This window comes from Thalassospira sp. HF15 (genome assembly GCF_011806525.1).
GTDB lineage: Bacteria > Pseudomonadota > Alphaproteobacteria > Rhodospirillales > Thalassospiraceae > Thalassospira.
The window spans coordinates 284,184-296,709 of sequence record NZ_JAAVKI010000005.1 but is presented as its reverse complement, the minus strand read 5'-3'; the positions used below and the strand labels follow the sequence as shown (position 1 = coordinate 296,709).

Here is a 12,526-nt window from a genome sequence, read left to right as displayed (position 1 = left end):
GTCAGGCTGACGCCAAAGGCATCGCGCAACGCGATCGGGGATGTCATGGTCGATGCCAACGGGCAGGAGCAGCTAAAGGTGTCGGTGACGGCCGTGCCGGAAAACGGCAAGGCCAATCAGGCGCTGATAAAACTTTTGGCAAAAGCGGCCAAATGTCCTAAATCGTCGGTCAGGATTGTTTCCGGGCAAACCGATCGCACCAAAACGCTGCTGATCGAGGGAAATCCCGAAGAGCTGATGGCGAAAATATCCCAACTCACGGGGCGGACAGACATATGAGTGACGCAAAAATCATCGACGGCAAGGCCTTCGCGGCCAAATTGCGCGAAGACATCACTGCCGAAGTATCGAAGCTTAAATCCGAACATGACGTAACCCCGGGTCTGGCCGTCATTCTGGTCGGCGAGGACCCGGCCAGTCAGGTCTATGTGCGCAACAAGGGCAAACAGACCCTTGAATGCGGCATGAATTCCTATGAGCACAAGCTTCCGGTCGACACCAGCGAGGAAGATCTTCTCGCGCTGATCGCCAAGCTTAATGCTGATGAAAATGTCCATGGCATCCTGTGTCAGCTTCCTGTACCCAAACACATTGACGAACAGGCCATTCTGGCTGCCATCGATCCGGCCAAGGATGTTGATGGCTTCCACGTGGTCAATGCCGGTGCACTGGCGACGGGCGGCGAAGGTTTCGCGCCCTGCACGCCGTATGGCTGCCTGATGTTGCTGAAAGACACGCTCGGCGATCTGTCGGGCAAACGTGCGGTCGTGGTCGGTCGTTCGAACATCGTCGGCAAGCCGATGGCGCAGCTTTTGCTGAAGGAAAGCTGCACGGTGACGATTGCGCATTCACGCACCCGCGACCTTCCTGAAGAAGTCCGCCGTGCCGATATCGTCGTTGCCGCTGTTGGTCGCCCGAACATGGTCAAGGGTGACTGGATTGCGCCTGGGGCGACCGTGATTGATGTCGGCATTAACCGCATTGACGGTGAAAACGGCAAGACCAAGCTGGTCGGCGATGTCGAGTTTGAAACCGCCTCCAAGGTTGCCGGTGCGATTACCCCGGTTCCGGGCGGGGTTGGCCCGATGACCATTGCATGTTTGCTGAACAACACCCTGATTTCCGCCTGCCGTGCAAATGGCGTTGCGGTGCCGAACCTTGGTTTTGACAGTTAAGCAGCGCGACCATATCGAAATTGCAAAGGGCAGCCATTGGCTGCCCTTTTTCTTGTCGTGTAATGCTATTTGTCGGTGATGCCCGCGTTATATGGAGTGAATGCTGTCGGGCGTTCAACAATGACAAGCGCGACGCCTGCAATGACGACAGCACCGCCAATCAGCGACATCCGCGTCAGATCCTCATCAAGCCATAAAACCCCGCCAAGGATTGTGGTGACAGGTACGAGCAACAAAAACGGACTGACAAATGCCACCGGGTATTTCCCGATCAGGTGATACCAGATGCCAATACCACCGGCAGTCATGACCGTGCCAAGGTAGATCACTGTTACCCAGATCGTTGGCGCAGCATTAACGATCAAGTCGATCTGATCCTTTTCGAAAAATGCAGAGATTAAAAGCAGTTGCGGGGATGCAAAGGCAGATATCCAGGCCAGATTGCGCAATCCGCCTGTTTCGCCCAGTTTGCGGATTTTGATCTGCCCGACAGCCCATGTCAGGATGCTGCCCAAGACCCAGGCAACCGCGATAATGTTGGTTCGAATTTGCGGATCACCAGCGATCAGAACGATGCCAGAAAAGGCGATCATGGTTCCGATGGCTTTTCGGTAGCCCGGCATTTCTCCAAGCATAATCGCACCGAGCATAATCAGAACCGGCGCTTCGAGTTGGACCAGAAGAATGGTTGTCGACGCATCAAGGTCCTTTAGGCCCATATAGATCATGGCGTAGGGCACCGTAATCGCCAGAACCGAAATGATCATGATGTTGCGCATCTGGCCGTATGGCGGTTTGACAAACCAGATCAAGACAATGGCCGCGACCCCAAAGCGAAATGCCGCCAAAAGGATGGGCGGGAAGTAGTCGAGTGTGGACTTGGCCAGAACCCAGCCCATGCCAAAAATCACCGACATCAGGGTCGCCAGAAGCAGATGTTTATGTTTCACGTTTAAGTTCTATTAAGTTGTGATTGTCGAGCTGTGGATATTCTGATCCAATGTTCTTGCAGGATTTGAATAGAAGCCAGTCATTTGAAATGCGATATGAATTCAGAAAAACTAAAGTCTGAGGCAACAGGGTGGTTGCCATCCCTTAAATCCATCCGCGCCTTGGAAACTGTGGCCCGACACGGAAGCTTCCAACTGGCGGCAGAGGAACTCGGTGTCAGTCCGGCGGCCGTTCATCAGTTGGTACGTGGTTTGGAAGACGTGATTGGTCAGGATCTGGTTATTCGCGACGGTCGAAACGTCGCCATCACCCAAGCCGCCGAAGCAGGTCTGGCCGAGCTTCATGTCGCATTTCAAAATCTTAGCGCCGGGGTGCGCAAAATTCGGGAATATGATGGACGGCACCAACTGAGAATTTCGGTTGATCCGTCCTTTGCGCAGGTCTGGCTTGTGGGGCGGCTTGGCCGGTTTCAGGCGGACAATCCCGAGATCGATATTCTTCTTGATTCAACAACGCGTTTTGCCGATGTGGCGCATGGGCATACGGATGTCGCGTTACGTTATACACACGACGTTGGCGACGATCTGAATGCGATCAGGTTTTTCGAAGATGAAACCATTGCCGTTTGCAGTCCTTCATTGATCCCCGATCAGAACCGTCCGCTTGATGTTGCCCGGCTTGCCGAGTTTCCCTTGCTGCATTTTGACTGGACGCAGTCAGCGCAAATTCAGGTCAGTTGGCGACGATGGTTGCGCCTTGTCGGTGGACCGGATTTACCGCTTGGCGGTGGTGCGCGGTTTAACGATTACAATGCTGTCGTTCAGGCGGCAATTGCCGGACAGGGCATGGCACTCGTGGGAAGGCCATTGGTAACAGAGGCGCTGAGCGCTGGCATCCTTGTCGAGCCATTCGGACGCAGCTATCGCAACGGATATGGCTACTTCGCCATCAGAGCCCGTGGGGGTGATGGCGGTTCAGAAAGCTACGCCGCAAAGTTCGTTTCATGGGTCGTCGATGAAAGCGACCGTGACAAACTAAAGTGGCCAAACCCATAGAATCATCTGCACCCCGACGGCGACGACGATGATTTCAATCGGTAGACTAGGCCACCAAGTTCGATAAGGACTGAGCTGTTCAATTGGGCTATTGGGATTTCACTATAAAGGGATGTAAGCTGGTTAAGTCGCGACTATAAGGCGGTAATCTCGTGCCGAGCTGAGCAACATTAAATCTATGGAGGAAAGTATGAAAATTTTAAGAGAAAGAATTTGTTATTCTGGTCTAAAGGGGCTCGCTCTGCTCTTGGCTTTTCTGACTGTGGTCGCTTTATCTAACCCTACGTTTGCGCAGGATACATCAGAAGCGAAATTGGAAGCTGCTGAGCGGTATGCAAAAATCTTTAATTTGCCACAGATGATGAATGAAACGGTGGGGCAGATTGCATTGACTGTTCCTGAAGATAAGCGGCAGGAGTTCATTCAATTTATGTCACAAGCACTAGATATGCAGAAGCTTGAGAGCTTGATCGTGACTTCAATGACTGAGCATTTTACGACTAATGAATTGAACGCTCTTGCAGATTTTTATGGATCGCCTGAGGGTGTTTCAATTGTGAAAAAGATGCCGGTTTACATGGCGAGCACAATGCCGCGAATTCAGTCAGCGGTTCTTCAAGCAGCGAAGAAATTTCAATAACTGGCATCAATTTGGGTGGCGCCCGAATAGCTGCGATGAGTTCTACCTCATAATGGCCAGACCCAAAGCAGCATAGGCACGCCAACTGCAACCACGATGATTTCAATCGGAAGGCCAAGCCGCCAATAGTCGCTGAATCGGAAGCCGCCGGGGCCGAGGATGAGGGTGTTGTTCTGATGGCCAATCGGGGTCAGGAAGGCGCAGGATGCGCCAATCGCGACCGCCATCAGGAACGGGTCGGAACTGGCACCCAGTTGGGCGGCACTGCCAATCGCAATTGGGCACATCACAGCCGCGGTGGCGGCATTGTTCATGAAATCCGATAGCGTCATGGTGACAACAAGGATCAGGGCAAGGGCGATTGGCGGGCTTCCCTGTGCGACGGATTCAAGCAGGAAACGCGCAATCAGATCCGCACTGCCGGTACTTTCCATCGCGTTGGCAACCGGGATCAGGGCCGCAAGCAAGACGATCACCGGCCAGTCAATGGCATCATAAAGGGTGCGTGTGGATACCACGCCCACCAGCAGAGATGCCAACACGCCCATCGCAAACGACACAGCAGCCGGAACGATGCCAAAGGCGGCAAGCGCGATGGCGATTGCCATGATCGCGCTGGCCTTGAGCGCCTGGGTCTTGTCGCCAAGGTGAAGTTCGCGCTCTGCCAGGGGGGCGCAGCCTAGACGATTGGCGAATTCGCTGACGGCTGCGGGGGATCCCTGCATCAAGAGCACATCGCCCGCCTGCATTTTCATGGTTCGCAAGCGTGACATCGAACGTTGTCCCTGCCGCGACAGGGCGAGCAGGTTAATGCCGTAGCGACTGCGAATGCGGATATCGGCGGCAGATCGCCCGATGAAGGATGCGTTCGGCAGGACCACAACCTCTATCAACGAGATGTCGTCGGACTGAAGCGCGCGTTTTTCCGCATCAGGCTCCTTTTTGTCCGACTTTGACGTGTCATCCTTATCGCCACTGCCTTTTGGCGCGTCGCCGGATTTTTCAGCCGCCCTTTGCGCCTTTTGGGCGCGGACCTGTTCCTTGGCCTCTTCCTTTTGTTCGGCACTGGCTTCTTCGCTGCGCAGTTCGGCCTCAAGGGATAGTTCAAGGCCGGAAAGCGCGCTTGCCAGTCCTTCGGGTTCGGCTTCAATCAGGAGAATGTCGTCCTGTTGAAGTTCGCGATAGGGGCTTGGTGCGGGAATGCGGCGCTCGTTGCGGATCAGGCCAATCACCTGCGCGTCTGATTTTTCAAGCTCGTCATTGATTTCGCGCAGGAACATGCCGATGGACTTGCTGCCCTCGGTAATGCGGGCCTCAGTCAAATACGACCCGGTTTCAAACCCTTCGGCACCGGCACGTTCGCGGGTTGGCACCAGAAAGCGGCCAAGGAGAATGACAAACAGCAATCCGGCAAGCGCAATGGCGATCCCGACCGGGCTGTAATCAAACATCGAAAAGCCCGAACCGGTGGCCTCGGCGCGAAAACCCGAGACGATCAGGTTGGGCGGTGTCCCGATAAGGGTGGTCATCCCGCCAAGGATCGAACCAAACGCCAACGGCATCAGGATTTTGCCGGGTGGCAAGCTTTGTTTGTTGGCGATTTGCAGGGCAATCGGCATCAAAAGGGCGAGTGCCCCGACATTGTTCATAAAGGCAGACAGGATGGCTGCGAGCAAGCTAAGCGCTGCCATGGTGACAAACGGGCCCGCCGATTGCGGCAGAACGGTGCGCGACAGCGTATCGACCGCCCCCGACCTTTGCAGGGCGGATGACAGGATCAGGATACAGGCAACCGTGATCACGGCGGGATGGCCAAAGCCGATAAAGGCTTCACCGGTCGGGACCAGCCCCAAAACCACACAGACCAGAAGGGATGCCATGGCGACCATGTCATGACGCCAGCGTCCCCACAGGAACAGCACAACAGTGCCAAGCAGTACGGCCAGAATCATGATCTGCGGGGTGGTCATTCGGGCTGTCCTGTTTTTGTCGTTGGTGTCGTGAGCCTATGAGTGCAGGCAAATCCGGTCAAGCATGTGACGTCACTGATCGGTGAAATCGTCCTGACGGAATTGTCAGGAGTATATGGTAGTATCACCCTGTTTCCATTCAGAATTTATGTGTGTTTTGATGCCGATTGACAGTGCCGCCATCCCGTCCCCGACCGTATCGATTTCGACCAAACAGGCGCGCAACCTGGCCCTTGTCGGGCAAGGGTTCGCGGCCAACCCGGACCGGGATGTGACCAAGCGCCGGATCTTAAAGGCCATCCGGGCGACCAACATGTTGCAGGTCGACAGCGTCAATGTCCTGACGCGTGCGCATTACATGCCGGTCTTCTCAAGGTTGGGGGTCTATGACCCGAAATTGCTTGATGAGCTGGTATGGGGGACGGCGCGTCAGCGCAAACTGTTTGAATATTGGGGCCATGAAGCATCGATGATCCCGGTTGAGGATTATCATCTGTATCGCTGGCGGATGCGCGATGCCGAGCAGGGCATGGGTACCTGGGGGAATATTGCGCGCGTTCAACGCGAACAACCCGATCTGATTGATAACCTTTTGCGCCACATCGATCAGGAAGGTGCTGTTGCCGCCAGCGAGCTTGAGACCGAAGGCGCTCGCCGCGAAAAATGGTGGGGATGGTCAAACACCAAAACCGCGATGGAGTACCTGTTCTGGAGCGGTCAGGTGATGGCGCGCAAACGGCGCAGCAGCTTTGAACGCGAATATGATTTGCCGCATCGGATTATCGGTGACGCAGCACACGAACCCGACCGCGATCGACAGGATGCCATGTGCGATCTGATCTGCAAGGGCATTGCCGCCATGGGGGTCGCCGCCGAGATTGATCTGCGCAAATATTTCCGCCTGCCAACCGATGAAACCAAGGTCTGTCTGGCGCGACTTGTCGAAGAGGGCCGGTTGCTGCGCGCGGATGTCGAAGCCTGGAAACAGCCGGGCTATCTTGATCCCAATATCAATCCGCGATCACGCGCCAAGCCGACCTGCCTGATGGTGCCATTTGATCCGGTCATGTGGGAACGTGACCGGGTAGAGCGGATATTCGGCTTTACCTACCGGATCGAGATTTATGTCCCCGCCGAGAAACGCGAATACGGCTATTACGTTCTGCCATTCATGTTAAACGGCGAATTTGTTGCGCGCGTTGATTTGAAATCAGATCGGCAGGCAGGGATGCTTCGGGTGCAAAGCGCGCATCTGGAAAATCATGCCAAGGCGGGCGAGGTTGCCGGGCCGCTCATGGAGAACCTTATGCGTCTTTCGGTCTTTTTGGGACTGGACGGGGTCGAGGTGATGCCCGCCAATGACTTCTCAAAATACCTATCCAGCATAAGGTAAACGGGGCGCAGGTCCCACATCCGCGCCCCGTCTATCCGTCGAACTGGCTGACCACAAAAGCTTCAGGACAATGTGGTCAAATTGTTGCACCTGGCCTTACCAGCAGGTGTAACCCCCATCTGCCAGAACGATGGACCCGGTCATCAGGCTGGAAGCGTCAGAGGCCAGGAACAGCACAACCGATCCGATTTCCTCGGTCTCGCCAAGGCGGGCCATCGGGGTGCCATTGATCCAGGCGTCATACATTTCCGGCTTGGATTTCACGAATTCATTGAGCGGGGTCGCGATATAGGTCGGTGCGACCGCATTGACGCGCACACCGCGTGCGCCCCATTCCGCTGCCAGCGATTTGGTCAGGTGGTGAACACCGGCCTTGGACGCGTTGTAATAGGCCTGTTCCTGCGGCTTGTTGACGATAAAGCCAGACATCGAACCGACATTGACGATGACGCCGTTTTTCTTTTCGAGCATCTGCTTGCCGAATTCGCGGCAGCACCAGAACGTACCGTTCAGGTTGACGTCAATGACATTGAGCCAATGTTCATCGGTCACGGTTTCCGCCGGGGTTTCCGAGCGCGCGATACCGGCATTGTTGACAAGGATGTCAACACCACCCTGCTTGGCCATCTTTTCGGCACTTGCACGGACCTGATCGGTGTTGGTGACATCCATGATGTCGATATCAGCCGAATAGCCTTTGGATTTCAGGTAATCGCGGCCTTCTTCGGCAACACCTTCGCTGATGTCGCCGATGATGACATGGGCGCCTGCCTCGGCAAGGGCTTCGCAGCAGGACAGGCCGATGGCGCGACCGCCGCCGGTGACATAGGCCCGACGGCCGGTAAGATCGAACTTTTTCAGGTACATTTTGGACTCACAAGTAACTTGGTGGGTAAGACGGGACCGCAATGTTCGTGGGACATTGCGGTCCGGTTTATGCACGTATCAGGATTTGCCCAGCGCCAGCCCGTGGGCATCAAAGCGATGGATGCGATCCTGTTCCGGGGTCAGGAAAATCTTGTCATGTTCGCCAAGCGGAACTTCGCCGGTGGCACGCACCGTCATCGGGCCATAACCGTCGGCCTCGACATGCAGGTAGGTTTCTGCACCGAGATGCTCGGCAATTTTGACCGTTGCCGGGATTTCACCATTTTCGGTGCTGACCGCGACATGTTCCGGGCGAATGCCGATTTCATGGCAATCGTATTTTTTGGCAAGCTCCCCGCCCAGGAAGTTCATTTTCGGCGATCCGATAAAGCCTGCGACAAACTTGTTTGCCGGGCTGTTGTAGAGTTCCATCGGCTTGCCGACCTGTTCAACACGACCGGCCTGAAGTACCACGATCTTGTCGGCCATGGTCATGGCTTCGACCTGATCGTGGGTCACATAGATCATGGTGGTCTTGAGTTCCTGATGCAGACCGGTGATTTCAAGCCGCATGTTCACGCGAAGGGCTGCATCAAGGTTGGACAGCGGTTCGTCAAACAGGAAGGCCGCCGGGTTACGGACAATTGCACGGCCAATCGCGACACGCTGACGCTGACCACCCGAAAGCGCACTTGGGCGGCGTTCGAGATAGTCGGTCAGGTTAAGGATCTTGGCCGCAGACTGGACTTTCTCTTCGATAACTTCCTTGCTTTCGCCCGCCATTTTCAGGCCAAACGCAATGTTGTTATAGACCGTCATATGCGGATAGAGCGCATAGGACTGAAAGACCATGGACAGACCACGTTTGGCCGGGGCCTCGGTCGCGACATCCGTACCATTGATCAGGATTTTGCCATCGGTGACGTCTTCAAGGCCGGCAATCAGACGCAGAAGCGTTGATTTGCCGCAGCCAGACGGGCCGACGAAGACAACGAACTCGCCGTCATTGATATCAAGATCGACACCGGGAATGACATCGAGTGTGCCGAAGGTTTTCTTGACTTTCTCCAGTCGGATAGCACCCATTTTGGTGTTCCTTCTTTCCAGATTGCTATCAGGCTGCGGTTACTTGACCGCGCCGAATGTCAGACCACGAACCAGCTGTTTCTGAGAGAACCAGCCAATCACGAGAATTGGGGCAACCGCCAAGGTCGATGCGGCTGAAAGCTTTGCCCAGAACAGGCCCTCCGGGCTTGAATAAGAGGCGATGAAAGCTGTCAGCGGGGCTGCATCGGACGTTGTGAGGTTGAGCGTCCAGAAGGCTTCGTTCCATGCAAGAATGATGTTGAGCAACATGGTCGATGCGATGCCGGGAACCGCCATGGGCAACAGCACAAAGATGATTTCCTTGGGCAGGGTTGCACCATCCATGCGGGCCGCTTCGAGGATGTCGGTCGGGATTTCCTTGAAGTAGGTGTAAAGCATCCAGACCATGATCGGCAGGTTCATCAAGAACAGAACCATGATCAGACCAAAGCGGGTATCAAGAAGCCCCCAGTCGCGGAACATCAGATAGATCGGGACCAAGACGCCGACCGGCGGCATCATCTTGGTCGAGAGCATCCAAAGAAGTGCATCCTTGGTGCGTTTGGTCGGATTGAATGCCATCGCCCAGGCGCAGGTCACAGCAAAGACCAGACCAACCAGCGTCGAGCCAACCGCGAGGATGACGGAGTTCATGGCGAACTTGAAATAGTTCGAGCGTTCCTGAACCTCGGCATAGTTTTCCAGCGTCCAGTCAAACGAGATGAAGCTGGGCGGGATGGAAACCGCTTCGAGTTCGCTCTTGAAGCTGGTCAGGACCATCCAGAAGATCGGGAAGAAGATCAGAAGCCCGACGATCCAGGCGAAAACCGAGAAGCTGACATAGCCAAGAGGTGTTTGTTTGCTTTCCATGTCGTGCCCCTATTTGTCCAGATTCTTGCCGATAAGGCGGATCAGGAAGATCGCCACGATATTGGCCAGAATGACCGCAACAATGCCGCCTGCGGACGCACCACCGACATCGAACTGCAACAGCGCCTGCGTATAGACGAGGAAGGCGATGTTGGTCGTTGCCAGACCCGGGCCACCACCCGTGGTGACAAAGATTTCGGCAAACACGGTCAGCAGGAAGATGGTCTCGATCAGAACGACGACCGTGATCGCGCGGCTAAGATGCGGCAGGGTGATATAGAAGAAGATCGATACCGGACCGGCACCGTCCATCTGGGCGGCTTCTTTTTGATCGCGGTCAAGCGACTGCAGGGCCGTCAAAAGGATGAGCACGGCAAAGGGCAGCCATTGCCAGGACACCATGATGATGATCGAGGTCAGCGGCGCATTGGTGAACCAGTCAATCGCGGGCAGGCCAAACAGGCTGGCAATCCAGGCAAACATGCCCGAAACCGGATCCATCAAAAGGTTTTTCCAAACCAGCGCATTCACGGTCGGCATGATGAAGAACGGTGCGATCACCAGCAGACGCAGGATGCCGCGCCCGAAGATCGGTTGATCAAGCATCAGTCCCAGAAGAATGCCACCCACGACCGTGATGACCAGAACCGAGCCGACCAGCAACAGGGTGTTGGCAAGGGATGCAAAGAATGCCGGATCTGTCAGGAAGAATTCGTAGTTAAGTGTCCCGATCCACTCTTCCATTCCCGGCGACAACAGGTTGTAGCGCAGGAAGGAGAAGTAAATCGTCATGCCCAGAGGGACGGCCATCCACAAGAACAGGACGATGATCGACGGTGCGGACATGATGCGCCCGGTAAGGGTCGAGGCCCGTGTCGACATGATGTGCTCCCCGAAATTGACGTTACTATCCATGCCCCTAAGGGAAAAAAAGGGTGGTGCGTTATGCAACCACCACCCAAGTTTCTCTCAGGTTAAGGAGGTCCAGACCGGAACGCACAATCAGGTAATGAATTCCGGTCTGGGCAGTGTATCAGTAGTAACCAGCCTTGCGCATGGTGCGATCGGTGCTGGACTGTGCGGCCGCAAGGGCCTGTTCAACACTCATCTGACCGGCAAGGGCTGCGGAGAACTGCTGACCGACCGTGGTGCCGATACCCTGGAATTCAGGGATTGCAGCGAACTGAACACCAACATAGGGCTTCGGTTCCAGGGTCGAGTTGATCGGGTCTGCGCTGTCGATCGCCAGAAGGGTCTCGTCTGCGAACGGTGCCGCTTCAAGATATTTCGGGTTCTGATAAAGCGACATGCGGGTGCCCGGCGGTACGTTTGCCCAACCTTCCTTGGAGGCAACCAGTTCCAGATAGGCTTTCGAGGTCGCCCAGGAGATGAACTTCTGAGCAGCGTCTACTTTCTGGGAACCCATCGGAATGCCAAGGTTCCAAGCCCAGAGCCAGTTGGCGCCGGTGCAGGTGACAGCGCACGGTGCTTCGGTGAAGCCGACCTTGTCTGCAACTTTGGATTCTTTGGGGTTGGTCACGAAGGATGCAGCAACGGTGGCGTCAATCCACATGCCGCATTTGCCGGAGTTGAACAGCGAAAGGTTTTCGTTAAAGCCGTTCGAGGTCGCACCCGGAGGGCCATAGTTACCAAGGATGTTGGTATACATGTCGAGCGCGTTTTTCCACTCGGCACTATCAAAGGTCGGGTTCCACTCTTCGTCGAACAGGCGCGCGCCAAAGGCATTGCCCATGGTGGTGATCAGCGCCATGTTTTCGCCCCAGCCAGCTTTACCGCGCAGGCAGATACCATAAACGCCTTCGTCAGGCTTATGGAGTTTCTTGGCGATTTCAAGGGTCTGGTCCCAGGTCAGGCGACCGTTGATTGAGATGCCAGCCGCTTCGAACAGATCCTTGCGGTACATCATCATCGAGCTTTCGCCGTAGAACGGTGCCGCATAAAGCTGGCCGTCGTTGGAAACGGCAGAGCGGATTGCAGGCATCAGGTCATCGACGTCATAGTCAGAGCCGAGGCTATCAAGCGGTGCGAGCCAGCCTTTTTCCGCCCAGATCGGCACTTCGTAGGTGCCAATGGTCATGACGTCATACTGACCGCCTTTGGTGGCGATGTCGGTGGTGACGCGCTGACGCAGGGTGTTTTCCTCAAGCGTGACCCACTCAAGGGAAATGTCAGGATTCTTGGAGGTGAAATCATCCGTCAGCTTCTGCATGCGGATCATGTCACCGTTGTTGACGGTTGCGATGGTCAATTTCGTTTCGGCATTGGCGTGTGCGATACCGCCCGCCAGCAACGCACATAGCGCTGCTCCCATTACGCGTTTCATATTTCCTCCCAAAGGACTATTTACCCGCTGAGCAACTTGAGTTGCCCATATTGATCATTTGTTCAGGTGATGAGCATTCACTCAATTTAAGGGTTGCTTGTCAAACAAAATCGTTTTTGCGGCGCACAAATAAACGCCCCGACAACAAGGTTGTCAGGGCGCGAAAGCATTCCAT

12 protein-coding genes are annotated in these 12,526 nt (G+C 55.2%); 5 read left to right on the top strand and 7 right to left on the bottom strand.

What is annotated here, in order from left to right; all coding sequences use genetic code 11:
• Positions 1-45 precede the first annotated feature (45 nt).
• Positions 46-279 carry a DUF167 family protein gene (locus HED22_RS13335; RefSeq protein ID WP_368484503.1) on the top strand — a complete coding sequence of 78 codons (234 nt, stop codon included), beginning with the start codon at positions 46-48 and terminating at the stop codon, positions 277-279.
• Complete coding sequence (folD, locus tag HED22_RS13330) at positions 276-1,175, top strand: bifunctional methylenetetrahydrofolate dehydrogenase/methenyltetrahydrofolate cyclohydrolase FolD (protein ID WP_167722982.1); 900 nt, start codon at positions 276-278, stop codon at positions 1,173-1,175. Before HED22_RS13335 ends, folD begins: the two co-directional genes overlap by 4 nt.
• A gap of 65 nt (positions 1,176-1,240) precedes the next feature.
• Here folD and HED22_RS13325 read toward each other — a convergent pair whose 3' ends face one another.
• Positions 1,241-2,125: an EamA family transporter gene (locus HED22_RS13325; RefSeq protein ID WP_167722980.1), complete on the bottom strand. Its 885-nt coding sequence runs from the start codon at positions 2,123-2,125 to the stop codon at positions 1,241-1,243.
• A gap of 96 nt (positions 2,126-2,221) precedes the next feature.
• Between HED22_RS13325 and HED22_RS13320 the strand changes: the two genes are divergently transcribed.
• Both HED22_RS13320 and HED22_RS13315 read left to right on the top strand, forming a co-directional pair.
• Positions 2,222-3,181, top strand: a complete 960-nt coding sequence (locus HED22_RS13320) for a LysR substrate-binding domain-containing protein (protein ID WP_167722978.1) — start codon at positions 2,222-2,224, stop codon at positions 3,179-3,181.
• A gap of 190 nt (positions 3,182-3,371) precedes the next feature.
• Positions 3,372-3,821, top strand: a complete 450-nt coding sequence (locus HED22_RS13315; RefSeq protein WP_167722975.1) for a DUF2059 domain-containing protein — start codon at positions 3,372-3,374, stop codon at positions 3,819-3,821.
• Positions 3,822-3,868: 47 nt separating this feature from the next.
• On the opposite strand, the gene HED22_RS13310 is transcribed toward HED22_RS13315, so the two are convergent.
• A complete protein-coding gene (locus tag HED22_RS13310) occupies positions 3,869-5,791 on the bottom strand; it encodes an SLC13 family permease (protein WP_167722973.1) in 1,923 nt (640 codons plus the stop codon).
• A 160-nt stretch (positions 5,792-5,951) separates the two neighbouring features.
• Between HED22_RS13310 and HED22_RS13305 the strand changes: the two genes are divergently transcribed.
• The gene (locus HED22_RS13305) at positions 5,952-7,184 is read left to right on the top strand and encodes a winged helix-turn-helix domain-containing protein (protein ID WP_167722971.1); all 1,233 of its coding nucleotides are present in this window, start codon (positions 5,952-5,954) and stop codon (positions 7,182-7,184) included.
• 96 nt (positions 7,185-7,280) lie between these two features.
• Here HED22_RS13305 and HED22_RS13300 read toward each other — a convergent pair whose 3' ends face one another.
• The 5 genes from HED22_RS13300 to HED22_RS13280 form a co-directional block, all read right to left on the bottom strand.
• Positions 7,281-8,051, bottom strand: a complete 771-nt coding sequence (locus HED22_RS13300; protein WP_167722969.1) for an SDR family NAD(P)-dependent oxidoreductase — start codon at positions 8,049-8,051, stop codon at positions 7,281-7,283.
• 78 nt (positions 8,052-8,129) lie between these two features.
• Positions 8,130-9,137 carry an ABC transporter ATP-binding protein gene (locus HED22_RS13295; protein WP_167722968.1) on the bottom strand — a complete coding sequence of 336 codons (1,008 nt, stop codon included), beginning with the start codon at positions 9,135-9,137 and terminating at the stop codon, positions 8,130-8,132.
• A gap of 39 nt (positions 9,138-9,176) precedes the next feature.
• Positions 9,177-10,007, bottom strand: a complete 831-nt coding sequence (locus HED22_RS13290; protein ID WP_167722966.1) for a carbohydrate ABC transporter permease — start codon at positions 10,005-10,007, stop codon at positions 9,177-9,179.
• Positions 10,008-10,016: 9 nt separating this feature from the next.
• Entirely contained in the window at positions 10,017-10,889 is an 873-nt protein-coding gene (locus tag HED22_RS13285; protein ID WP_167722964.1) for a carbohydrate ABC transporter permease, read from the bottom strand.
• A 151-nt stretch (positions 10,890-11,040) separates the two neighbouring features.
• Positions 11,041-12,351, bottom strand: coding sequence for a sugar ABC transporter substrate-binding protein (locus tag HED22_RS13280; RefSeq protein ID WP_167722962.1), 1,311 nt, complete (start codon positions 12,349-12,351; stop codon positions 11,041-11,043).
• Positions 12,352-12,526: the final 175 nt, after the last annotated feature.

What these genes read in the sequence shown, in the direction of transcription:
- HED22_RS13285 (WP_167722964.1), bottom strand. Translation starts at nt 10,889, where the DNA reads ATGTCGACACGGGCCTCGACCCTTACCGGGCGCATCATGTCCGCACCG.
- HED22_RS13305 (WP_167722971.1), top strand. Translation starts at nt 5,952, where the DNA reads ATGCCGATTGACAGTGCCGCCATCCCGTCCCCGACCGTATCGATTTCG.
- HED22_RS13290 (WP_167722966.1), bottom strand. Translation starts at nt 10,007, where the DNA reads ATGGAAAGCAAACAAACACCTCTTGGCTATGTCAGCTTCTCGGTTTTC.
- folD (WP_167722982.1), top strand. Translation starts at nt 276, where the DNA reads ATGAGTGACGCAAAAATCATCGACGGCAAGGCCTTCGCGGCCAAATTG.
- HED22_RS13320 (WP_167722978.1), top strand. Translation starts at nt 2,222, where the DNA reads ATGAATTCAGAAAAACTAAAGTCTGAGGCAACAGGGTGGTTGCCATCC.
- HED22_RS13295 (WP_167722968.1), bottom strand. Translation starts at nt 9,137, where the DNA reads ATGGGTGCTATCCGACTGGAGAAAGTCAAGAAAACCTTCGGCACACTC.
- HED22_RS13335 (WP_368484503.1), top strand. Translation starts at nt 46, where the DNA reads ATGGTCGATGCCAACGGGCAGGAGCAGCTAAAGGTGTCGGTGACGGCC.
- HED22_RS13280 (WP_167722962.1), bottom strand. Translation starts at nt 12,351, where the DNA reads ATGAAACGCGTAATGGGAGCAGCGCTATGTGCGTTGCTGGCGGGCGGT.
- HED22_RS13300 (WP_167722969.1), bottom strand. Translation starts at nt 8,051, where the DNA reads ATGTACCTGAAAAAGTTCGATCTTACCGGCCGTCGGGCCTATGTCACC.
- HED22_RS13315 (WP_167722975.1), top strand. Translation starts at nt 3,372, where the DNA reads ATGAAAATTTTAAGAGAAAGAATTTGTTATTCTGGTCTAAAGGGGCTC.
- HED22_RS13310 (WP_167722973.1), bottom strand. Translation starts at nt 5,791, where the DNA reads ATGACCACCCCGCAGATCATGATTCTGGCCGTACTGCTTGGCACTGTT.